Annotated in this window: 22 protein-coding genes; 20 read left to right on the forward strand and 2 right to left on the reverse strand. The window is 49.6% G+C overall.

Features of this window, described 5'->3' with window-relative positions:
- Window positions 1-207: 207 nt before the first annotated feature.
- The 5 genes from BBD42_RS09170 (at window position 208) to BBD42_RS09190 (ending at window position 4,059) form a co-directional block, all read left to right on the forward strand.
- Window positions 208-636, forward strand: coding sequence for a DUF1641 domain-containing protein (locus BBD42_RS09170; protein WP_056036104.1), 429 nt, complete (start codon window positions 208-210; stop codon window positions 634-636).
- A 31-nt stretch (window positions 637-667) separates the two neighbouring features.
- Complete coding sequence (locus BBD42_RS09175; RefSeq protein WP_099517882.1) at window positions 668-1,846, forward strand: NAD(P)/FAD-dependent oxidoreductase; 1,179 nt, start codon at window positions 668-670, stop codon at window positions 1,844-1,846.
- Between the two features lie 115 nt (window positions 1,847-1,961).
- Window positions 1,962-2,306: an MmcQ/YjbR family DNA-binding protein gene (locus BBD42_RS09180; protein ID WP_099517883.1), complete on the forward strand. Its 345-nt coding sequence runs from the start codon at window positions 1,962-1,964 to the stop codon at window positions 2,304-2,306.
- A gap of 186 nt (window positions 2,307-2,492) precedes the next feature.
- Complete coding sequence (locus BBD42_RS09185) at window positions 2,493-3,641, forward strand: cation:proton antiporter (protein ID WP_099517884.1); 1,149 nt, start codon at window positions 2,493-2,495, stop codon at window positions 3,639-3,641.
- A 31-nt stretch (window positions 3,642-3,672) separates the two neighbouring features.
- Window positions 3,673-4,059, forward strand: a complete 387-nt coding sequence (locus tag BBD42_RS09190; protein WP_150131530.1) for a hypothetical protein — start codon at window positions 3,673-3,675, stop codon at window positions 4,057-4,059.
- Between the two features lie 76 nt (window positions 4,060-4,135).
- Here the strand turns inward: BBD42_RS09190 and BBD42_RS09195 are convergent, their stop codons facing one another.
- Window positions 4,136-5,458, reverse strand: coding sequence for a hemolysin family protein (locus tag BBD42_RS09195; protein ID WP_099517886.1), 1,323 nt, complete (start codon window positions 5,456-5,458; stop codon window positions 4,136-4,138).
- A gap of 244 nt (window positions 5,459-5,702) precedes the next feature.
- Between BBD42_RS09195 and BBD42_RS09200 the strand changes: the two genes are divergently transcribed.
- The gene (locus BBD42_RS09200) at window positions 5,703-6,470 is read left to right on the forward strand and encodes a DUF1836 domain-containing protein (protein ID WP_056036123.1); all 768 of its coding nucleotides are present in this window, start codon (window positions 5,703-5,705) and stop codon (window positions 6,468-6,470) included.
- 131 nt (window positions 6,471-6,601) lie between these two features.
- On the opposite strand, the gene BBD42_RS09205 is transcribed toward BBD42_RS09200, so the two are convergent.
- Entirely contained in the window at window positions 6,602-6,955 is a 354-nt protein-coding gene (locus tag BBD42_RS09205) for a DUF4870 domain-containing protein (RefSeq protein WP_099517887.1), read from the reverse strand.
- A gap of 211 nt (window positions 6,956-7,166) precedes the next feature.
- Here BBD42_RS09205 and BBD42_RS09210 point away from each other — a divergent pair, with 211 nt between their 5' ends.
- From BBD42_RS09210 to yycI, 14 genes are all read left to right on the forward strand, one after another.
- Complete coding sequence (locus BBD42_RS09210) at window positions 7,167-8,216, forward strand: LCP family protein (protein WP_099517888.1); 1,050 nt, start codon at window positions 7,167-7,169, stop codon at window positions 8,214-8,216.
- 54 nt (window positions 8,217-8,270) lie between these two features.
- Window positions 8,271-8,693, forward strand: a complete 423-nt coding sequence (locus tag BBD42_RS09215; protein ID WP_046232653.1) for a CBS domain-containing protein — start codon at window positions 8,271-8,273, stop codon at window positions 8,691-8,693.
- A 447-nt stretch (window positions 8,694-9,140) separates the two neighbouring features.
- A complete protein-coding gene (locus BBD42_RS09220; RefSeq protein ID WP_237163426.1) occupies window positions 9,141-10,091 on the forward strand; it encodes a DUF2232 domain-containing protein in 951 nt (316 codons plus the stop codon).
- 18 nt (window positions 10,092-10,109) lie between these two features.
- Window positions 10,110-12,077, forward strand: coding sequence for a DHH family phosphoesterase (locus BBD42_RS09225; RefSeq protein WP_099517889.1), 1,968 nt, complete (start codon window positions 10,110-10,112; stop codon window positions 12,075-12,077).
- Entirely contained in the window at window positions 12,074-12,517 is a 444-nt protein-coding gene (gene rplI / locus BBD42_RS09230) for a 50S ribosomal protein L9 (RefSeq protein ID WP_056036137.1), read from the forward strand. The genes BBD42_RS09225 and rplI overlap by 4 nt, the downstream gene beginning before the upstream one ends.
- Before the next feature lie 19 nt (window positions 12,518-12,536).
- Window positions 12,537-13,898 (forward strand): replicative DNA helicase, encoded by a 1,362-nt coding sequence (dnaB, locus tag BBD42_RS09235; protein WP_056036140.1) that lies wholly within the window; start codon window positions 12,537-12,539, stop codon window positions 13,896-13,898.
- Window positions 13,899-14,086: 188 nt separating this feature from the next.
- A complete protein-coding gene (locus BBD42_RS09240) occupies window positions 14,087-15,373 on the forward strand; it encodes an adenylosuccinate synthase (RefSeq protein WP_099517890.1) in 1,287 nt (428 codons plus the stop codon).
- 95 nt (window positions 15,374-15,468) lie between these two features.
- Window positions 15,469-16,020, forward strand: coding sequence for an NADPH-dependent FMN reductase (locus tag BBD42_RS09245; protein ID WP_099517891.1), 552 nt, complete (start codon window positions 15,469-15,471; stop codon window positions 16,018-16,020).
- Between the two features lie 94 nt (window positions 16,021-16,114).
- Window positions 16,115-16,978, forward strand: a complete 864-nt coding sequence (locus BBD42_RS09250; RefSeq protein WP_150131531.1) for a hypothetical protein — start codon at window positions 16,115-16,117, stop codon at window positions 16,976-16,978.
- 143 nt (window positions 16,979-17,121) lie between these two features.
- Window positions 17,122-18,693, forward strand: a complete 1,572-nt coding sequence (locus BBD42_RS09255; protein ID WP_099517893.1) for a M23 family metallopeptidase — start codon at window positions 17,122-17,124, stop codon at window positions 18,691-18,693.
- A 410-nt stretch (window positions 18,694-19,103) separates the two neighbouring features.
- Window positions 19,104-19,868 carry a response regulator YycF gene (yycF, locus tag BBD42_RS09260; protein ID WP_099517894.1) on the forward strand — a complete coding sequence of 255 codons (765 nt, stop codon included), beginning with the start codon at window positions 19,104-19,106 and terminating at the stop codon, window positions 19,866-19,868.
- The gene (gene walK / locus BBD42_RS09265; RefSeq protein WP_099517895.1) at window positions 19,865-21,709 is read left to right on the forward strand and encodes a cell wall metabolism sensor histidine kinase WalK; all 1,845 of its coding nucleotides are present in this window, start codon (window positions 19,865-19,867) and stop codon (window positions 21,707-21,709) included. Before yycF ends, walK begins: the two co-directional genes overlap by 4 nt.
- Entirely contained in the window at window positions 21,709-23,070 is a 1,362-nt protein-coding gene (locus BBD42_RS09270) for a YycH family regulatory protein (protein WP_099517896.1), read from the forward strand. Before walK ends, BBD42_RS09270 begins: the two co-directional genes overlap by 1 nt.
- Window positions 23,071-23,084: 14 nt before the next feature.
- On the forward strand, window positions 23,085-23,822 hold the full coding sequence (gene yycI, locus BBD42_RS09275) for a two-component system regulatory protein YycI (RefSeq protein WP_099517897.1): 738 nt from the start codon (window positions 23,085-23,087) through the stop codon (window positions 23,820-23,822).
- Window positions 23,823-23,824: the final 2 nt, after the last annotated feature.

Below are 23,824 nucleotides of genomic sequence, written 5' to 3' on the forward strand. Positions count from 1 at the left end.
TTTGAACTTTTCAAAAGTAACTAAAAGTTGTAATTGCAGTTTTTGTCGCAAAGGAATAAAATGAACATGAGTGTGGTCAAGTCCCTCTAATGATGCATCCTTATTGTGAAACATTTCACAATTTCAGGCTTTTTTCAGAGGCGGCTTGCAGTTGTAACGGCGTTTAACTAATCATGCAACAATCAACGCAAGGGAGGCATTTTTCGTATGTCGGAAACATTAACAGAGCAAGAAGTACAGACGGGATCTGTACGTAGTGAACTGGACGTTCTGGAGCAATTGCTTAAACCGGAAATCCAAAGCTCGCTGAATCAGCTGGTAGAAAGCTTGCCTAAGCTTGCTGAAATGGTTACTTTGATGACCAAAGCTTATGATGTGGCAACAACTGTAGCGAATGACCAAGTGCTTATGGGCGACATGAAGCATGGTATCGAGGAATTCGTTAAGCCAATTACGGACAAAGCCAAAGGCATTGCATCGGCTGCTGTAGAAGCTAATGATCGTGCACATGCAGAGCCTACGACAATCGGTCTGTTCGGCATTCTCAAAATGCTGAAAGATCCTCAGGTCCAACAAACATTGCGTTTCGCGCAATCGTTCTTGGATGTATTGGCAGAGCGCAACAAACAGCGTTAAGATCGGATCAGAATGAGAACGGAGGATCAGTATGTCTAAGCATATTTTGATTTTGGGTGGCGGTTATGGCGGTTTGCTGAGCGCATTGACAACTCGCAAATATATGTCTCCCGAGGAAGCAAGCATTACCGTTGTTAACCGTATTCCATCGCACCAAATCGTAACGGAATTGCATCGTCTGGCCGTTGGCGGCGTTCATGAGAACAACGTCGCTTTGCCGCTGACGAAGCTGTTCAAAGATAAATCCATCAATTTGGTTATCGACACAGTCGACAAAATTGATCCGGACCAGAAGCAAGTTCACCTTTCCAGCGGTGCAAAAACTTCCTACGATACGCTTGTTATCGCTCTTGGCGGCGAAACAGCATTTTTCGGCATCCCAGGCCTTGAAGAGAACAGCCTGACGCTGAAATCGGTTGAGGAAGCAAACTGCGTGAGCGCGCACATTCAAGAGCGTCTTGCTGCATATGCAAAATCCAAAGACAAAGCTGACGCAACGATCGTTGTTGGCGGCGGCGGCCTGACTGGTATTGAGCTGATCGGTGAAATTGCCGACATGCTGCCAAAATGGTGTGAGCAGTACGGCGTTAACATCAGCGAAGTATCGGTATACAACGTTGAAGCAGGCCCGTCGATTCTGGCTGGTTTCCCTGTGGAGCTTGTTGACCGTGCGAAAGCAAGCCTTGAAAAACGCGGCGTTCAATTGCTGATGGGTATTGCGGTTACAGAAGTAAAAGGCAACCAAGTTATTTTGAAAGACGGTCAAACGCTTGTGGCTAACACATTCGTATGGACTGGCGGCGTTACAGGCAACCCTGTTGTAGCAAACTGCGGTATTGAAGTAAACCGTGGACGCGCTACAGTCAATGAGTTCCTGCAATCGACTTCGCACCCTGAAGTTTACTTGGCTGGCGACAACGCAGTTGTATTTAGCCCAGACGGCCGTCCATATCCGCCAAGTGCACAAATCGCATGGCAAATGGGCGAAGCAATCGGCTACAACCTGTTCGCGCAATCCAAAGGCTTGCCGCAAAAATCGTTTACATTCGTTAACTCCGGCGTTCTTGCGAGCCTTGGCCGCAAAGATGCAATCGGAACCGTTGGCGCAAGCCAGCTTCGTCTGAGAGGCACTACAGCTTCCCTGATGAAAGAAGCAAGTAACGTTCGTTACCTGTCGCATGTTAACGGCTTGTTCTCGCTTGTTTACTAATTAATGAATTAATAACCATAATAAGTCCTCGTTTAAACGGCAGCAGCTGTTTGGGCGAGGACTTTATTTTGTTCCCTTGAAGATGGTACGATAAGGAGAAAGGGGGACAACGGGTATGGAGCATTATGTTGAATTTTGCCTCGGCAAGAAGGGCGCTTATGAAGATTATCCTTTCGGACCGGAAGCGCTGGTTATGAAGGTTGAGGGAAAGATGTTTGCTTTGATTTCTGACGACCGGAAATCGATATCGCTCAAATGCGACCCTGTCATTGCTGAAAATTTACGCGAGCAGCATGCGGCGGTCATCCCTGGCTACCATATGAACAAGAAGCACTGGAATACGGTGCTGCTCGATGGCAGCTTGGAGCAAGACGAGGTCGAGAGCATGATCACCCATTCCTATGAGCTGGTTGTAAAGTCGCTTCCGAAGGCGGTACGCGAGAGCTTGAGCGGCAGTTAATGGGCGGAAAGTATGGTCTTTGAGGCTCATTTTAGGTATAATAAAAGTATTGAGCGTTTAATTGAATAAAAAGCTGTTTTTCGGAGGAGTCTGTCAACAACGGGATTTCTCTGTCTGCTTGTAAAGAGCCCGTATATATGCGGGCTCTTTTTTATGTTTTTTGCTGCAAATAAGGAGGAAAATAAAATGGAATTTATTTTAACGTTAATGCTAATTATCGCGGTGTCCAAAATAGCAGGGGCACTCTCCGTCAAGGCCGGCCAGCCTGCTGTACTCGGAAAGCTGCTTGCAGGCATAGTCGTGGGTCCCGCCTTGCTTGGGTGGGTAAACAATAGCGACTGGCTGGCTCATTTCTCAGAAATCGGCGTGCTGCTGCTCATGTTTATCGCAGGGCTTGAGACGGATTTGGAGCAGCTGCGTAAAGACTGGAAAGCGTCATTTTCAGTGGCGCTAGGGGGCATTATTTTGCCATTCGCCGGAGGATATGGGGCTGCTGTTTTGTTCGGCTTATCCTCCGCGCAGGCGATTTTTCTAGGGCTGCTGCTCTCCGCCACCTCGGTCAGCATATCGGTGCAAACGTTGAAGGAAATGAACAAGCTGAGCTCTAGAGAAGGCACGACGATACTCGGAGCGGCGGTTGTAGATGACGTGGTAGTCGTTGTTTTGCTGGCTGTGGTCATGAGCTTGCTTGGATCAGGAGGAGATGTCTCGATTCCGCTGCTGCTCGGGAAAAAAGTGCTGTTCTTTGCTGTTATTATTGCCGCGAGCTGGTGGCTGGTGCCGATCGTCATGAAGCGGCTGGCCCGCTTCCCGGTTACAGAGGCAGCGATAAGCGCTGCGCTGGTTATCTGCTTCGGCTTCGCTTATTTCGCAGACGCTATGGGCGTTGCTGGCATTATCGGAGCATTCGCTGCGGGGATTGCGATTGGGCAAACGCCGCTTCGCCATACGGTTGAAACGAAGATCGAGCCGATCGCCTATTCGCTATTTGTACCTGTTTTTTTCATCAGCATTGGGCTTAACGTTACTTTTGCGGGAATCGGCGAGCAAATAGGGTTTATCGCTCTATTATCCGTTGTTGCGATACTGACGAAGCTGTTCGGCGCCGCAGCCGGAGCAAGACTCACAGGCTTCAATATGCGCTCGTCCATAGGAATTGGGGCAGGAATGATATCAAGAGGCGAGGTAGCGCTCATTATCGCCGCTTCCGGCTTGCAGTCGGCGCTGCTGCCGCAGGCTTATTTTACCCCGGTCGTACTCGTTATTATGGTGACAACGTTAGTCACGCCGCCGCTCATGAAGCAGCTGTTCAAGCGGGAGCAGCCAGCTAACTAATGCTATTGAGAAGGAGCCGGTTATGGGGAAATTGCAAAAAGAATTTATCGTCAATGTCAGCGCAGTGTCCTTTATTTTAAGCGCGATTTACAGCTTTGTATGGATCAAAGCGGATTATTATTTTTTATCTCATGATACGGACATCAATGGGGATTTCGGTTTTGCTGTGTTCTTTATATTTTTTGCTAGTTTATACGTCATACATGTTCTTATGTGTGCGTTCCATTATGCTGCATTTCGTATAGGCCGTACTAAGGCAAGAGCAGCCATAAAGTTTGTGGTGTTTAACAGCGCAGGTGTCCTTTTAATCGGGGGGATTTGCTATTTAACGGGCAGCGCTGTTCCGCTTTCGCTTGTCTGCTCGCTCGTTGTATTCTCCATCATTTCAGGGTTTCATCGTACATGGTCTCCGTCATGAGGCAGGGGGACCAAACATTCGAAAAAACGGGGCGCTTCTCATTTAAGAGATGCACCCCGTTTTTATTTTATTTGCCTTAGGCCGTTGTCTCGACCTGAGCTTCTATTTCATCCGTTTCAATGATCAGCTCAACCTTCTTAATGCGGTGTTTGCCGATCTCGCGAATAATAAATCGCATATTATGATGATGAAGTTCTTTGCCGATGCGCGGATCTTGAATTTCGCTGTACAGCCAGCCGCCGACCGTATCGACTTCCTCATGCTCCAGGTTGACCCCTGTAAGCTCGCTCAATTCGTCGAGTGATACTTTGCCGTCAAGCAGGTAGCAGTTGTCAGCAAGCTTCTCAATGTCCTTGCGCTCGTCAGCATCAAATTCATCACGAATTTCGCCAACAATTTCTTCTAGAATATCTTCAATCGTAATGAGGCCTGACGTTCCGCCGTATTCATCCATCAAAATGGCGATATGCACTTGCTCCTGCTGCATGCGCTTGAGCAGCGTTTTGACAGGCAGCACTTCGGAAACCGTAAGTACAGGATGGATCAGCTTTTTGAAATCAAACTCTTTATTATGATGAAATTGCAAAAACATTTGCTTCGTATTGATCATACCGATAATGTTGTCTTTGCTGTCTTGTGCGACAGGAAAGCGTGTATATTGTTCTTTATGAATGATTTCCATGTTCTCAACTAACGATTTATTGGAATACAGGCAGATCATATCGGTGCGGGGCACCATAATCTCCTTCGCGAGCATTTCGTCAAAGGCGAAAATGCGGCTCACGTAGCCATACTCCGTGTTGTTGATTTTGCCGCTTTGGTAGCTGTCATTCAGAATAATCTGAATTTCTTCTTCGCTATGAGCGTCTTCATGCTCTTTCACCGGCTTTAGTCCGAACAGGCGCACAAGCGCATTTGCAGAACCGTTCAATACCCAGATGAAAGGATACATAATTTTGTGGAACCAGATGATTGGCTTTGCTACAGTAAAGCTGATAAATTCCGCTTTTTGAATCGCCCACGTCTTCGGAGCAAGCTCACCAATAACGACGTGCAGAAAGGTTACGGAAGCAAAAGCGATAATAAAGGACAATACGTGACTGACTTCACTACTTATACTAAGCTGTTGAAAAAGAGGGAACAGGATTTTCTCCACTGTCGGTTCACCTAGCCAACCTAACCCGAGCGCTGTAATGGTAATACCAAGCTGACAGGCCGACAGATAACCATCCAAATTGCTTGTAACCTGTTGTACGGCAAGAGCGTTTTTCTTGCCTTCAAGCACTAATTGATCGACCCGGCTTGCCCGGAGCCTGATAACAGCAAATTCCGTTGCCACGAAAAAGGCAGTCATCACAATTAATAATGCAATCAATAACAGATTAAGTCCTATACCCATGTCTACTTTTCACTATCCTTTTTAAATGAATTTTAAGTTCTTATGAACTAATATACCGAACTCAAGGGTCAATATGCAATCTCGCCATTCGTTGTTAGCAGGCCATATGAGGCAAATTACAGGCAAAAATGCGAAAAATGTTGATATTATTGGCTATTATCTCATCTTTACATTCCTATATCGCGGGCGTATGATAAGTTCATTCGAACTTGAAATGGTTCAGTACAAGTAGGAGGAAAGCGATATGGAGTCATTCACGCTTACTCGAAAAGAAATGGCTTGCCTGCTGATGGCGCTGGATGGACAGGATGGACATCGTCCTTTGCAGGTGCTGCAGGATGCCTGGAAGAAGACGCACCGCAATGCATTGGAAGCTGGAGCTTCCCTGCCGGCCTTCTTATCCACGGCCCTTCCCCCCATTCTGGAGAAGATGATAAAAGGCAATGAGGTGAGAGGCTTCTCACTGCAGGAAATCGCTACGCTCGGCCATATGGTGGAGTATTCCAACATGTCTATTACCTCTATGCAGAATTGGGTGAAGCGCGATTTCAAAGCGTATTTTAATTGTCCAAAAATGGGCAAAAAGTATTCCCTGAATCAAGCGGCGCTGTTGTTCGTCATTGATGATTTGAAGTCGAATCTTGATTTTGAGTCGATTCGCAAGCTGCTTGAGATTTTATTCATCAAGCCGGAGGATGAATCGGCCGATCTGATCGGCCCGCTTGAGCTATATGCGTCTTACTCGGCCATGTTTGAAGAGCTGGATGCGAATAATGACCAGCTTCTAGATACCTTCGGCCATGTGAAGGGCGGCAGCAAGCAGGATGCATTGACGGAAAATGCGATTAGAGCATCGGCGGACCGTTTTGCCCAGAAGCTGCCGGATTTGACGAATGACCAGTCGGAGGCGCTCCGCAATATTTTGTTCATTGCGGCGATTTCGATCCAAACGGCGTATTTCCACTCGCTGGCTCGCCGGTATTTGAATGCTACCCTGTTTCTGCATCGGTAATGATGCGGCAGGGGACCTGTCCGATTAGGCTGGCTGCGCAAGTGTGCGTTAGGCGGGTAGGCAGCTGTAAGCAGCAGGTAAGCAATAAGGCTCCTATCCTTGAGCGGATGGGAGCCTTATTTTTAAACAGCTTATTTGAATTGTGCAGCTTGCTTCTCGGCGATATCGCCAACGTAAGGCAACTTGAATTGCTTGCCTTGATAAGCTTGAAGCATGAGGACGATCCAAAGGACGAAGGTGAGAATGCTAATCAGGGCGCTAATTAGTGTGCCGATAATCGGAATAATGTTTATGACCAATGAAACGACTCCCAAGCCAGCAAACGTAATGATCGATTGCATCGCGTGAAATTTCACATACCGGCTGTTTTTCTCCAATACAAGGAAGATGATTCCAGAGATAAAGCCCAGAACATAACAAAGCAGCGCTGCGACCTTAGGATCGAGCCCAGTTGAGGATTGATCAGGTTGATTAAATTGTTGCATTTGAGTAGGTCATCCTTTCTGATTCTAAAAATGAATGTGCGTTACACTATATTCTTCCTTGCTTGCTATTATTCCTGCCAAAACTCGCTAGAATACATCATTTGGTAGCAAAGTCTTGTAAAAGTTTTGTAACCTATGCCTTAGTGTTGTCGTTTATGATGGTGAGTGTGCTTCTTAAGCACTATAATCTTACTAGTTAGGAGTTAGAGCAATGTCAAAATGGACAAAAAAGAAGAAGTGGATATATACGCTCTGCGCAGCGGTGCTTGTGCTTGGAACGGCGGGCTATTTCAATCGTGGAGCGCTTGCTATGCTGGGCTTCAACTGGTTTCTCTCCGATCAGGTAGCTACGCAGCTGGAGCAAACCTATAAACCAATAGAAGGCCGCGAACCTATTCAGGTCGGCAATATGAATACGAACCCGTTCGCCCTTATGCTGCTCGGCGTTGACCAGCGCGGCAAGGAGACGGGAAGATCGGATACGATGATTTATACGGTCATACGTCCGAAGGATGGCGCTATTCTCATGGTGTCTATCCCGCGTGATACGTATACGGAAATTGTGGGTAAAAACAAAGAGGACAAAATTACGCATGCGTACGCATTTGGTGGAGCCAAGATGGCGATAGAGACGGTCGAAAATCTATTTAACCAGCCTATCAACTATTATGCTGCTATTAATTTTCAAGGGTTCAGAGATGTTATTGATGCAATGGGAGGGATTTCCCTGCCGATTGCAGAAGATATAGTAAATAAAGATCCCGATCACGAAAAGTTTGTCGTGAAAGGCGGTCAGGATGTATATAATGGCAATGATGCGCTGAATTATGTTCGTTACCGTGAAGATGCCGGAGGCGATATGAGCCGTACGGGAAGACATCAAATTTTTCTGAACCAGTTGCTGGATAAAGTATCTGAGGTCGGCCAATGGAGCAAAATTCCTGACCTGATTGACATTATGGGCGAAAATTTCAGTACGGACATCCAGCCTGACCAGATGATCAAGCTGGCCCAGCAGCTGCTGCAGCAGGATAACCGCACGATATACAGCCATACGCTGAAAGGCGAGGGACACAGGCTGACGAACGGCGGCGCATGGTATTATTTTGCGGATAAAGACGATTTGTCCAAGACGCAGGCGATGATTGGCAGCTGGCTGAACCCCGATACGGCAAAGCAGGATTTAATTATGCCGGATGAGTACGCTTCGAAAGTGCAGAAGCCGGTTGGCTCATTGTCCAGCGCAAGCGACGCTGAGTAGACTGCAGGCAGTCTCATGGCGGTAAGCGAAGGAAGAAATGGAGTTGAGTGACGGATGAACATTGCGTTTTTTCTGCTGCCCAAGCAGGAAGTCGTAACGGTAACGCATGACGCAACACTTAGGCAGACGCTGGAGAAAATGGAGCATCACCGTTATACAGCCGTACCGATTATTAATGCCGAGGGCGAATATGCAGGTGCTGTCACAGAAGGCGATTTATTATGGTTTATGAAAAATAGGCCGGAGCTGACTTTCGAAATGACCAATAAAGTCAAGCTGGCGGACGTCCCGCTGCGGCTGAATCACCGCTCGGTTCGAATTGACGCGAACATGGAAGACCTCATTATGCTGGCGAAGGTGCAGAACTTTGTGCCGGTCGTCGATGACAGCGAGCATTTTATTGGCATTGTGCGGCGCAGTGAAATTATTGATTATTGTCAGACGATTATGCAAAGCGCGATTGCGATTGAAGCATAGTCTATTTCAAGGAAGGCGGAGAGCAGCGGCTCTTCGCCTTTTATCAATGTAAGGACTCTGCTGCGGAGATCACGCCGTTCGGGACGCTCGCTTCATTTTTGACGGACTGAGGTTCCGCTATTCTGGCTTTTGATACGGTTTCTGGCTGTAGGTGGACAGGAAAGCCGTTATTGTCTTCATTACCCCGTCAAAATGGCTATTTGCAGCGCATTAGCAGCTCCTGAGTCCGCGAGCTGTACCCAAACCTGCGATTCTGTTGAAATAGCTGCTGCTGTGTCCGCCAAGTTTATCTTTGTTCAGGATAAAGGCGCAAAGCCCTAAATTTGTTTTTATAAATAGGCTTCTATTTCATCGCGAAACGAAGCATGGCCTGCAAAGTATGGCCATGCCGTTTACGCTTGTTGGATGCGGTGAAGCTTATTTATGATATAATGGGGTCTGGCAAGCATGGCGGCAAGAATTACGAATATACATGTGCAAGAGGTGAACGGTTTGAAGACCGGTATGAAATCTGTTTTGTGGAGCGCGGCAGCACTGCTCCTGTTATTGTCCATTGCTGTACCTGTTCTCAATATTTTGACCATATTGTTTCTTATGGTTCCTTATGTGGTGTTGTACACAGCGCTTCCCGCGCGTGGGTTCATTCTGCATATGCTGCCGGTATGGGTGCTGTCCTTCCTCATATTAGGAGCTCCAGCGTTAATTATCGGTTTGTTTTTCCTTGTTCCTTCTATAGTGATGGGGCATATGTTCAAGAAGCAGCTGCCTGCACATAAAGTGCTGTCAAGAACGGTTATTACGCTGCTTGTACTGTTTTTGATGGAATTTGCAGCTTTTGAAGTGATTTTAGATTTGTCCCTGACTAGCGAAATGGGCAATTTTGTTCGTTCCGTATTTAATGATCCGCAATTGCAGCCTTTGCTCCCTGTGGAATGGAGCGATGAGTATACCGAGATGCTCATTCAAATGATGCTGAATACGATTCCGCTCGCTGTTATTAGCGTATCGTTCTTTTACACTGTTGTTACCCAGTATATTTCACGGCGTGTGCTTGGTTCTTCAGGCATTGAGGTGCCGAGAATGCCGCTGGCGAAAGATTGGATGCTGCCGCGGGTTTTAGTCATTTATTATGTGATTGTTTACATTCTAAGCTTGTTTGTCAGTCCTGACAGCAAGTCCTTCATTGGAGTAGCAGTGCTCAATTTGCTGCCATTGCTAAGGCTGGCTTTTGCAATTCAAGCCGTCGGTTTCTTCTTCTATTTGGCTCATGAACGCAAATGGAATCCGGCTATCCCGGTGCTGATTGCAATACCTGTACTAATTTTCTCGCCGCTTAGCTTAATCGGTGTGCTTGATGCTGCTTTCCCCATCCGTAAGTCATTTACGAAGAAATCCTAGCACAGGAGCGATCAGGAAATGCCAAAGTTTTTAGTTGTTCGCTGGCATGGCATGCATCAGTTGGCGGCTTTCGCTATTATGGCGGTTATGACGACAGCCCTTGCTTGGTTCGAATGGCGAATCGGGCTTATTGCTCTGCTGTTTATGATCGGTTTCAGCGTATATGGTTTTCTGGCGGAGCGGGCGTTCCGCAAAGATTTAAAAACGTATTTAGGCACGATTTCTTACCGGGTAAAGAAGGCTGGCAATGATGTCATTAGCGAGCTTCCTTTCGGTATTATTTTGTATAATGAAGACAAGACGGTTGAATGGCATAACCCTTATATTGCTGAAATTTTGGGCCATGATTCTGTCGTGGGCCAGACCATCGCAGAGCTGTTTCCCTCCTTGCACCAGTCAAAGGACAAGGAACGCGAGGCAGAGCAGCAGGTTATAGTGGGGAACTATGTTTTTCAACTGATTTTCAAGCCGGAAGAGCGCATTTTGTACGTGAAAAATATTACGGAGCTCTGGCATCTCTCCAAGAAATATGAAGAAGAGAAGCTGGCGCTTGGTATCGTCATGATTGACAGCTTGGATGAAGTGACGCAGGGCATGGACGATAATCAGCGTTCGGCGCTGCTGTCCAAGGTGACGACGGAGATTACCGAGTGGGCGCAGCGCTTTCAGCTTCATATTAAGCGGCTTACCTCAGACCGGTTTATGCTCATTACGGACCTCAAGACCCTTAGACAGCTGGAGCAATCGCGGTTTGTCCTGCTCGACGAAGTTCGTGAGCTGACCTGTGATCAGAAAATCCCAACAACGCTCAGCATCGGCTTCGCTGCCGAGGCTGAGAGCATCGTCGAGCTGGGCCAGTGGGCGCAATCCAGCCTTGATATTGCCCTTGGGCGCGGCGGGGATCAAGCAGCTGTCAAAATCGGCGGCAGGCAGTCCTTCTATGGCGGCAAGTCCAATGCGGTCGAGAAGCGGACCCGCGTTAGGGCTCGCGTCGTGGCGCATGCGCTTAGAGATTTGATTAAGGAAAGCGGCAATATTATTATTATGGGCCATAAAATGCCGGACATGGATGCAATCGGCGCAGCTATTGGGATTACGAAGGCGGCGCAAATGTTCGGCAAGGAAGCTTTTATCGTACTGGAGGGCATTAATCCTTCGATTCAGAAAATGATGGAGATGCTGCGCGAGGATGAGCGTTTCTCCAAACGGTTCATTACGCCAGAGCAGGCGATGTCCATGACGAACAATAAGACGCTGACGGTTGTCGTCGATACCCATAAGGCATCGATGGTGAAGGAACCGCGGCTCATTGGAGCGCATGGGAAAATCGTCGTCATCGACCATCATCGCCGCGGCGAGGAGTTTATTGCGAATGCGCTGCTGGTTTATATGGAGCCGTATGCGTCCTCCACTTGCGAGCTCGTTGCCGAGCTTCTGCAATACATTGCGGATCGGATCGTGCTTGATGTCCGGGAAGCGACCGCGCTGCTCGCCGGCATAACGGTAGACACGAAGAGCTTCTCGCTTCGTACCGGTGCCAGAACGTTTGAGGCGGCATCGTTCCTGCGTCGCAATGGCGCGGATTCGATGCTGGTGCAGCGGATGCTGAAGGAAGATTTGGAAGAGTACGTCCGCAAGGCGGAAATTATTAAGCATGCGAGCGTTCATTATGAGCACATCGCGATTGCGGTTACCGAGCCGGGCCGCAAGGTTGGCCAGCTGTTGATTGCGCAGGCAGCAGATACGCTGCTCAATATGACCGATATTTTGGCATCGTTCGTCGTTGGCGAGCGCACAGACGGCCTAATCGGCATTAGCGCGCGTTCGCTTGGCGACATGAACGTGCAGGTCGTAATGGAAAGAATGGGCGGAGGCGGGCATTTAACGAACGCTGCCGCCCAGCTTGAAGGCACCGTTAGTGAAGTTGCGGAGAAGCTTAAAGCGGTACTAAAAGAAATTGATAAGGAAGAGGGGTTATTTGAATGAAAGTAATTTTTTTGGCAGATGTTAAGGGACAAGGAAAAAAAGGCGAGGTTAAAGACGTATCCGAAGGTTATGTGCGTAATTTTTTACTTCCTAAAGGACTGGCAAAACCGGCATCAGACGGCAATCTGAAGACGCTCGAAGTGCAAAATGCTTCCGAGCAGAAGCGTAAAGCGCAGGAGAAGGAAGATGCGAAGACGCTTGCGAAGAAGATGGAGGAAATGACGATCGTGCTGAAGACGAAGGCTGGCGAAGGCGGCCGCCTGTTCGGCGCCATCACATCCAAGCAAATCGGCGAGCAGCTTGCTGCACAAGGCGTCAAGGTCGACAAACGTAAAATTGAGCTGGAAGAACCGATTCGCACGCTCGGCATGACGGAAGTGCTTGTGAAGCTGCATCCTGAAGTGAAAGCCAAGCTGCGCGTTCAAACAACGGAGGAATAATAGATTATAGGGGGAAATGATGAGTACAGAGCTGAAGTTTGATCGCGTTCCGCCGCAGAACATGGAGGCGGAACAAGCCGTTATCGGTGCCGTACTGCTGCAGGCGGAAGCGCTGATTACAGCTATGGAGCGTCTTCGCAGTGAAGATTTTTACAGCGGCCCCCATCAGCGCATATATGAAGCGATGATTGAATTGGCTGAAAATAATCAGCCGATCGATCTTGTCACGCTGACTGCGCATTTGCAGGACCAGCAGCTGCTCGACGAAATTGGCGGCGTGTCTTATTTGGCACGGCTGGCCAGCTCCGTTCCAACGGCAGCGAATGTCGATTATTACGCGCAGATCGTAGAGGAGAAATCCTTGCTGCGGCGTCTGATCCGTACTGCTACGAATATCGTAACCGAAGGTTACGCCGGAACAGAGCAGGTGGGTGCGCTGCTCGGCGATGCGGAGCAGAAAATTCTCGAAATTTCCAATCGGCGTTCCAGCAGCGGGTTTATTTCTATCCGCGACGTGCTGATGGAAGTGTTTGAGAAGGTAGAGCATTTGTATATGAACAAAGGCGGTACGTCAGGCATTCCATCGGGCTTTGTCGATTTGGATAAAATGACGTCCGGCTTCCAGCGCAGCGATCTCATTATCGTTGCAGCCCGTCCTTCCGTTGGTAAGACAGCATTCGCGCTGAATATAGCCCAAAACGTCGGCGTGCGCGCACGCGAGACCGTCGCCATATTCAGTTTGGAGATGTCGGCAGCCCAGCTTGTGCAGCGGATGATTTGTGCAGAAGCGAACGTGGATGCAGGCCGGATGCGGACAGGTTATCTGGAGGGCGACGACTGGGAAAAGCTGACGATGGCGATTGGTGCCTTATCCGAGGCGCAAATCTTTATTGATGATACGCCCGGCATCACGGTTGCCGATATTCGTGCGAAATGCCGTCGTCTGAAGAAAGAGCGCGGGCTTGGCATGATTTTGATCGATTATCTCCAGCTCATTTCCGGGCGCGGCAAGGCAGGGGAAAATCGGCAGCAGGAAGTATCGGAAATTTCCCGTACCCTGAAGCAGATTGCCCGTGAGCTTGAAGTGCCGGTTATTGCGCTGTCGCAGCTCAGCCGGGGCGTTGAGCAGCGTCAGGACAAGCGTCCGATGATGTCCGACCTTCGGGAATCCGGTTCGATTGAGCAAGATGCTGATATTGTATCCTTCCTTTATCGGGATGATTATTATGATAAGGAATCGGAGAAAAAGAATATTATCGAAATTATTATTGCCAAGCAGCGGAATGGACCCGTTGGTACGGTAGAGCTGGTGTTTCTGAAAAATTTCAATAAATTCGTCAGCTTGGACCGTTCTCATGAGGATCCATCGCAGGCATCTTAATGATATCCGAACAATTGTAGAGCTACTTCTACAATTGTTCGTTTTTAGTTTGACTTCTATTTCGGGTACTGCTACACTAATATTGCTGTCTTCGTGTGACACCCGTTGTTCTCGTACGAAAGGGAAAACCGGTGCAATAGAAGAACAGTAAATTTCGGTGTGTCTATACACCGGACGGGGGTATGTTTATGTCTACGGTTGTTGTGGTTGGTACGCAGTGGGGAGACGAAGGAAAAGGCAAAATTACCGATTATCTGGCTGAAGGCGCCGACGTCGTCGCTCGCTATCAAGGCGGTAACAATGCCGGGCACACTATTCTCATTGACAATAAGAAATATAAATTAACGATGGTACCTTCGGGTATTTTTAATCACAATAAAGTGTGTGTCATCGGTAATGGTATGGTTATTAACCCTAAAGCGCTAATTGAAGAAATTAACTATATTCAAGAAAACGGGTTTTCGACTGAGAACTTGAAAATCAGCGATCGTGCCCATGTCATTATGCCTTATCATATCGTACTTGATGCATTGGAAGAAACGCGTAAAGGCGATAATAAAATTGGTACAACGGGCAAAGGCATCGGTCCTTGCTACATGGATAAAGCTGCTCGCAACGGCATTCGGATCGCCGATTTGATGGATGCAGAAGAGTTTGAGCAAAAGCTGCGCCGTCTTGTTGTTGAGAAAAACCAAGTGATTGAGCAAGTATTCGGCGGCGAGCCGCTGAATGCAGACAGCATCGTTGAGGAATACCTCGCTTATGCTGAAGTGCTTCGCTCGTATGTAACGGACACATCCGTTGTACTGAATGATGCTATTGATGCTGGCAACAAGGTGCTGTTCGAAGGCGCGCAAGGCGTTATGCTGGATATTGACCAAGGTACATATCCATTCGTAACTTCGTCCAATCCATCCGCTGGCGGCGTATGTATCGGTTCTGGCGTAGGCCCATCGAAAATTCAGCAAGTTATCGGAGTAGCGAAAGCTTATACAACACGTGTAGGCGATGGCCCATTCCCAACGGAGCAAAACAATGCAATCGGCGATTTGATTCGCGATAAAGGCCACGAGTACGGCACAGTTACTGGCCGTCCGCGCCGTGTAGGCTGGTTCGACAGCGTCGTTGTGCGCCACGCTCGCCGTGTTAGCGGAATTACAGGCTTGTCGCTTAACTCGCTTGACGTTATGACAGGCATTGAAACGGTTAAAATTTGCACAGGCTACAAATATAAGGGCGAAATCATTACGCACTATCCTGCAAGCCTGAAAATGCTTGCGGATTGCGAAGCGGTATATGAGGAGCTTCCAGGCTGGTCCGAGGATATTTCTGGCGCAAAAACGCTGGATGATCTGCCAGTGAACACGCGCAATTACTTGAACCGCGTATCGGAGCTGACAGGTATTCCGATTGCGATTTTCTCAGTCGGCCGCAACCGCGAGCAGACAAATCCAGTTGTAGCTATTTACGAATAGACGAATCCGTTAGGCGGATATAGAAGGGGAAGACAGCTGCAAAGGCTGTCTTCTTTCTTTTTTTCACAATAATGAATGAAAAGGGATGATGAGGGATGAAGAAGGAGATTCAGCTTTTGGCCATTTCGGGGAGCTTGCGTGAGAAGTCTTCCAATACTTCGCTTATGAATGCTATTATCGCGCTCGCTGAGGAGCATGTACGTTTCAGCGTTTACGGCGGGCTGGGAGAGCTGCCGCATTTTAATCCGGATTTGGATGTAGAGGAAGGGCCAGCAACGGTTGGGGAGCTGCGGAGGCAGCTAAAGGAGGCAGATGGCGTCCTCATCTGTACACCGGAATACGGGAATGGCGTTCCAGGCTCCTTGAAAAATGCACTCGACTGGATCGTGTCCTCTGGCGAATTCGTCAACAAGAGGGTAGCGGTCGTCACCGCATCGCCATCTCCGATGGGCGGGGATCAAGCAAATGCTTCGCTGCTGCTTACGCTCAATATGATTAATGCTATTATCGTAGATCACGGCGTAGTGATGATTCCGCATATCACTCTCAAGATGAGCAAAGAAGGCGCCATTACGGATGAAGCAACGAAGCAGCAGCTGCTCGCCATGCTGGCTAGTCTGGGACAGCCCCATTCCAAAGCTTTATAGATTCATCGCGCCAAGCAGCGGTTATGCACCCTTTCTCTTGTCCATAATGGTAAAAGAAACCAATCAAATGTTATGAGCCAGCAGGTCTCATTATATGGATGGGTCAAGCAGGAAGGGTATGGTGGAGAGCATGTGGAAGATGACGGGCTGGCTGGCGAAAACGGTGGCAGCAGGAATCATTATAAGCTTTTTGTCGATTTGGACGACGGGCTATATTGTGAGCAGTTACTTGGATACGATATTGAAGCAATATAATTTGCCCCTGGAAGTAAAGCCAATGGCGCTAACTGGATTATGGGGAAAAATGTGGGGCGCTGATCCGCTGATGGCGGATACAGGCGGCTCCAAAGGGCAGTCTGGCGCCTCGCAGACTGGAAAGGATAGCTCAGGGGCAAGCAGCAGCAGCTCGGCTGAGCAAGGAAAGACGGGGTTGCAGAAGCCAGATGGAGCGATTTCTTCAGGCGAGGACGCAGGGGCAGGGGAAGATTCCCCGCTTGCGATTGATGCTTTCGGGCAGCAAACGGAGCCGCCGCTTACCGATATTGGCATTGGCGGCGGGACGAAAGCGGATAGCGGCGCGGCCTCCGGCATAGGAGCGGGCACCGCAGAAAGCGGTACAGAAGGCAGCGCGACGAACGGGACTGCGGAAGCAGTGGACGGAGAGCAGCCTTTAGCGGAATCAGAATCCGGCACAGGCAGCTCCTCCATTGACGGTACGGAAACAGCGGTTACGACGGATCAGCTGAACCAAGTCAAAAGCCAAATGAGCGACACGGACAAGACGGAGCTGTTCGGATTATTAATGACCAAGCTGCCCCAAGAAGCTTGGCAGACGATATCCGGCTACATGGAAGATGGCCTTACAGATCAAGAGCTGACCCAGCTTCAGCAGGTCATTGCCCAGCATTTGAGCAAGGAAGAATACGAACAAATTATGAGTATTCTGAAGAAATATTAATATTAGGCGGTATTCGGAGAGGTTGCTCCTCGTATTAAGGCTATGTTAAAGTAATATTCGGGTGTTCTGACGGGACAAAGGGCCCTGATGTAATTCGGAAGACCTAATTATGATAGCGGCATTAAGGCGAGAAGGAGAAGATCATGACCGATTTTAGGGCAACGGATCGGATCCGAAAGGCGTGGAATACTTCCATTCAGTTCTTTCGGCAATTCCGAACACAAGACTCGAAAGGCATCAATCAACAACCGACCGCAGCGGTGCAGACAACATTGACATCGACATCAGCAGCTACTAACTATAAAAAACCTATCATCCTTGCAGGCGGAATAATCGCGATTTTGGCGGCAGTCGGAATTGGCGGTATACAATATGTGAAGGCAAATACGAATGACTACTATCACTTATATATGAACGGCACCGAAGTAGGAACGATCGGCAGCCCGCTGGAGGTTGGAGCGCTGCTGGAGCAGAAGGCATCCGAAGCGCAGCAGGCAACGCCAGATATTCCAATCATGGTGGAATCAGGTCAACTTACATATACGAGTACAAGTGCTTATAAAGGCAACCCGGATACGCAGCAGACGCTTGCGAAGCTGGAAGGTCTGCTTACAACCCACGCCGTTGGCGTAGAGGTGAAGGTAAATGGCAAAGTAATCGGTATTGTGAAGAGCCAAGCAGCAGCAGACGCCGTACTCGCACGGGTGCAGAGCAAGTATGCACCGGAGGAGAAGACGGAGAAGGATTCAACGAAGGTTCGCGCACTCGCTTTTTCACCAGAGGAAGAAGAGGCGGCCAAGAATGCACCTAAGGCAGGCAAAGAACTGACGGATGTCGCATTCGTAGAGAAGGTGGAGACAGGGGCAGTATCGACTTCGCCTAGCGACATCGTCTCAGATACGGATATGTACAAGCTCCTCGTAGAGGGCACGATTAAGCCAACGAAATATACGGTACAGCAAGGCGATTGCGTCGGTTGTATCGCGCAGAAATTTGATATTTCACCGCAAGTGATTTACGAGAATAACAAAGGCATTGAAGATGATATGATCAAGGTTGGAGATGTGCTTGATCTTACCGTTCGCCAGCCGGAGCTGTCGGTACGGACAACCGAGAATTTGACGGAGATCGTGACGATCGACCCGCCAACCGAGGTTCAGAAAAACGACGAGATGCGCGTTGGAGAATCCAAGCTGATTAGCGCAGGCGTCAGTGGCTCCAAGAGCCTGACCTACAAAATCGTGAAAGAGAATGGTTACCTAATCAGCGAAGAGCTGGTAGACCAGCAGGTCATCAAGGAAGCTGTTCCAACGGTCATGATGAAGGGTACGAAGGTCATTTTGGGCGAAGGAACGGGATTATTCGCTTCTCCCGTATCGGGCTATTCGGTGTCCAGTACGTTCGGAACACGTTGGGGCCGATTGCATAAAGGGATTGACATGACGGGCGGCAAAACGATTACAGCAGCCGACAATGGCGTTGTCATTTTTGCAGGCACGAAGAACGGCTACGGGAATGTAGTCATTATTGATCATAAGAATGGATATGAAACGCTGTACGGGCATCTTGACTCGATTAGCGTCAGCGTAGGCGATATATTAGAAAAAGGCGATACACTAGGTATTATGGGCAACACGGGACGTTCTTACGGTGTCCACCTTCATTTTGAAATTCATAAAGACGGAGAGCTTCAAAACCCGTTGAAATATTTATAATCGGACTTATACCATCAGAGGGAGTGCAGCCGAAGCGAAAGCTTGCGGCGGCGCTCCCTTTATTATTTTAAAAATATAAGCATGTATAAGCTTCACATCTATAAATAGGCTTATATTTCCGGAATGAAACGCGCTGCGCCGCCAAAGGACGGCGATAGCCGTGTCACCTTGAATTCTAAGAAAGTAAAAGTTTCATTCTGATATCCGCTTAGAATTCTAGGGCAAAGCTCTTCGCTCGTGCCAGAAAGATGACGAAGTCGTTTTTGCTTGGCCCAGGAGCATGAAGGAACTTTAATTGGGAACTGGGTATGGCAGTATGGTAAGATAGTATTGCTATGCGTATAAAGTTATACCCTAAAGTATGGGAAGATTAAACAGATAAGAATTAGGAAGCGACAGGCGGTGTGACGATGCACGGTAAAATTTTAGTGGTCGACGACGAACAGCCGATTGCAGATATATTGAAGTTCAACTTGGAGAAAGAAGGCTACGAGGTCATTTGTGCTTTTGACGGCGGACAGGCAGTGGAGCTTGCCTTCGCAGAGAAGCCGGATTTAATGCTGCTCGACTTGATGCTTCCGGTGAAGGATGGCATGGATGTGTGCCGCGAGGTTCGCGCAAAGCTGCATATGCCGATCATTATGCTGACGGCAAAGGATACGGAAATCGATAAGGTGCTGGGCCTGGAGCTTGGCGCCGATGATTATGTGACGAAGCCGTTCAGCACTCGCGAGCTGCTGGCCCGAGTGAAGGCCCATCTAAGACGGCAGCAGAAGTCGGCGGAGGCTACGGTAAGTGCGGCAGGCGTGCACGGTTCGGATGGCGGACAGGAAGCTGAACAGGAGAAGCAGGGCCTGCGTCTGTTTAATTTGTTCATTGATACCGACATGTATGTCGTCTACAAGGACAATCAGCCGCTTGATTTGACGCACCGGGAATACGAGCTTGTGTATTATATGGCGCGCAACAGCGGCAAGGTCATGACGCGCGAGCATTTGCTGCAGGCAGTATGGGGCTTTGAGTATTTTGGCGATGTGCGAACGGTGGATGTGACGATCCGCAGGCTGCGCGAGAAGATCGAGGATGATCCGAGCAGGCCGGAATTCATTATGACACGGCGCGGGCTTGGCTATATGATGCGAAGCACGAAGCCAGGAGGTTACGGTTACGTATGATGGGGCGGCGATTTTTTCGCACGATCCAAGTGAAGCTGGTCATTATTTATTTGCTGCTGATTTTGGTAGCGATGCAGTTGATTGGGGTTTATTTCATCAGCACGGTTAAGACGTCGCTGACGGACAGCTTCACGAATAACCTCAAGGAGCAGGCCGATATATTGTCCAAGCTGGCGGCGCGCCACTTGTCGATCAAGCCCGGCGGGGATTTGGATACGAACGTGGAAAGCGCGGAAGGGCTTAGCCTCGTCGTTCGCAACTTGTTCAGCATTAGCGGCACAGAGGTGCAGGTGCTCGACGCAAACGGCAAAATCGTTGCGACGTCCGTTCAGGTGTCGGAATCGTATGTAGGCAAGAAAAACCCGTCGCTCGCCGTGAGCCGGGCGTTGGTGGGCATTCCAGAGAACGAGGAAGAGATCATTGACGAAAATAATGTCCGGAAAAAGATCATTGCGCTGCCGGTAACGGACAACGACAATGACAATGTGCTCGGCGCGGTCTACATGGTCGCGTCGATGGACAGCCTGTATGACACGGTGAACCGGGTCAATCAGATTTTTTTCTCGGGAACGCTTATCGCCTTGGGGCTGACGGGGGTGCTGGGCATTTTGCTTGCTCACACGATCACGAGCCCGATTCAAGGACTGACCCGGCAGGCGGCAGCGGTCGCTGAAGGCAAGTTCGATCTCAAGGTTCCCGTGCTTGGCGATGATGAAATTGGGCGGCTCAGCATGGCGTTTAATGATATGACGATCCGGCTCAAGGAGGCGCTGTCGGTCAATGAGGAGGAGAATGAGAAGCTGAATTCCATTCTATCCAATATGAGCGATGGCGTTATTGCAGCGGATGAGCATGGGAAGGTCATCGTCTGGAATCGGCGGTCTCTGGAAATGCTTGATCGCAAAAGCTGCGAAAATTGCAGCCTGACCGAGCTGCTTGCGCTGCCTCAGCAGCGGCTGGACGAGCTGCGGCAGGGCAAGGAGCAGACGCTCATTCTGGACCGGGGCGAGGAAGCGGAAATGGATGAGGCGGAAGGGATTATGCGCGTCACCTTTACGCCCATTCACCGCCGGGATAAGGGGACGACCGGCACCATTGTCGTCCTGCAGGATGTCACCGAGCAGGAGAAGCTGGAGCAGTCGCGTAGGCAATTCGTTGCGAATGTCTCCCATGAGCTGCGCACGCCGCTGACGACGATCAAGAGTTATGCAGAGGCGCTGAACGACGGAGCGCTAGCAGAGCGGGAGCTGTCGGAGCGATTCGTTGGCGTCATCAGCAATGAGACGGAGCGGATGATTCGTCTCGTAACCGATCTGCTGCATTTATCGCGGCTGGATTCCAATCAGGCGCCCATGCGGCGCAGGCAGACGAACATCCACGATATGCTCGATGAGGTGGCAGACCGGTTCTCGTTCCAGCTGCGCCAGAAGTCGATTCGGGCTTCTATCCAGGTCGATAGCGAGCTGACGGAGGCTTGGCTGGACCGGGATCAAATTGATCAGGTGCTGGACAATCTTTTTTCCAATGCGATTAAATATACGCTGGACGGCGGCAAAATTCAGCTGAGCGCCCGCAAGCAGGAGCAATCGCTAATTGCAATCAGCGTCAAGGATACGGGGATTGGCATTCCGAAGCGGGATTTGCAAAAAATCTTTGACCGCTTCTACCGCGTAGACAAAGCGCGTTCGCGCAACATGGGCGGAACGGGGCTCGGCTTGTCCATTGCCCGGGAAATCGTCAAAGCACATGGCGGCACGATTTCGCTTGATTCGGAGCTGAATGTCGGGACGACGGTTACATTCACGCTGCCGATGCTGGAAGAGGACGGTGAGCGGAGCTAATGGAACGGGCGAAAACGATGATTTTAATTTTTTTGGTCGCCTTTAGCCTCATGCAGAGCTATTTTCTCGCTTATAGTATGCCAGGACTTGGCGCTACGGTACGCACAGAGCAGGACTACATCAATGCGGAGCCGCTTGGCGAGGAGACGACGGTGGAAAACGTTATTTTTCCCGATGAGCTGATTATCCACTTTGGCGGGGACAAGCACACGGTGCTGTATCCAGGCATGACCTTCTACAACATGATTCTCAAGGATCGCATACAGGGCCGCGAGTTTAAAGGATTTCAGCGGAGCCCGATCGATGTAATGGATTGGGAGCAGGTGCGGAAAAAGGATGCTGGCGTTGAGCTGCGCTTCCAGAACGGCGTGCCTGTTGATCTGCTGCGCAAGCTGCTTAAGGTACAGGGCGACATTATGTTTCTAAATGAGACGATTGACCGCATCTGGATTTTCAAAACGAGCAATACGGAAGAGGTGCGGACCTTCTTCTTTAGCGCTGATGGCGATATCGTCTATGAATCGGTTCAGGCCGACTTGACGGTTCGTGACGTGCAGGATTACGTCGGGTTCGGGGAATATCAGACGAATTACCAGTATGCGGACAGCGATCTGTATATCCCGGATAAGCCGCTGCAGTCGGTGGAAATGGTGTATCCGTATACGGTTTATTCCGCGGATGTGGTGCAGCGCAATCTGTTCTTCGATCCAGGAACGACGAAGGCGCTCAAGGATCGCAGCGGCGCACAAATCTATACCGATGGCAAACGCGGGCTCCAAGTGGAGCAAAGCGGCAACTGGATGATTTATACCGATCCGGCAGCGTCGAAGAGCGCAGACAATATTTTGAGCGATAATATGTACGCCGCAGTAGAGTTTGTGAATCAGCATGGCGGCTGGGATGGCACGCATCGCTTCGTTAATCCTGTACTGGATGCGGACAGCAAGCTGGGCAGAACGGTGCTGTTCCAGCAGTATTTGGAGCAATATCCGGTTTTGGAGACGGCAAGCTTTCAGTACGGCTGGATTCGGCTGATTTTGCAGCAGGGCGTGGTAACCGAGTATAACCGTTCGCTGATTACGCTTGGCGATCAGGCAGAGTCGAGGGAGCCGCGTTATTTGCCGGGTGGCGATGATTTGCGCAATGCTTTGGAGCATTATGCAAGGCTATCGGAGGTCGTTAGTCTGTTTCCAGCACTGCAGGCGGTGCCGAAGGAAGGCAGCAAGCTGGATTTTGTCCCCGTATGGGGCGTGAAGCTTGCGGATGGGACGCAGGAAGTGCTGATGGAGGCTTATCCGACGGGCTACATTCCGCTGGAAGCAACGAACGGTGCTGAAGGAACGGCTGGAGCGGCGAAGTAGGAGGTGAGAGGCGTTTGGATTGGAGCAGAGCGAAAAGTGTGCTGATCGGCAGCTTCCTGCTGCTTAATATTTTGCTTGGCTATCAGGTATGGCTAGAGGTACGGGAGCAGCTGGACATCAACAATCACTCCGCGGAGCTTCCGCCGGATACCGTTGCGGTCATGAAGCAGAAGCGCATCGAGCTGAACGCCAACTTGCCGCTTGAAACGCCAAGCATGCGTGATTTAACGTACCAGCTCCAATCGCAAAGTCTGGAGGAGCAGAAAGTTGTGAAGCTGGAGACGCCAGTGGATAGACGAATTGTATTCTCGCAAGCGGATTTGCAGACCGCATTAGGCGATCAAATTCCGGACATTGAACAGTACGCTTTCGATCCATTGGGCAGCAAGGCAGGTGTATTCGTCTTGTACCGGATGGTCGATAACCGGCCGTTGTTCGAGGTCAAGCTGGAGCTGTATTACAGCAATCAGAAAATTACAGGTTTTAAGCAGTCGCGCATTGAAGTGCTGGAGAGCAATGATGCGAAGCAGCAGACGGTGCTGCCTGCAGCGAAAGCGGTAGCGCCGTTCATTGAGCGGAATTTGCCGGATGGCTCGGTCATAACCGATATCCAGCTTGGCTATCATGGACAAACGTTCGATACGGAGATGCAGGTATCCGCGCCCTATTGGCGTGTGCTGGTGGAGGATGCGGACCGCCCTTATTATATCCATGCGGTAAGCGGTGAGGTTGCCCAGGATAAGGAGCAGTAGGT

The organism is Paenibacillus sp. BIHB 4019 (assembly GCF_002741035.1).
Taxonomy (GTDB): Bacteria; Bacillota; Bacilli; order Paenibacillales; family Paenibacillaceae; genus Pristimantibacillus.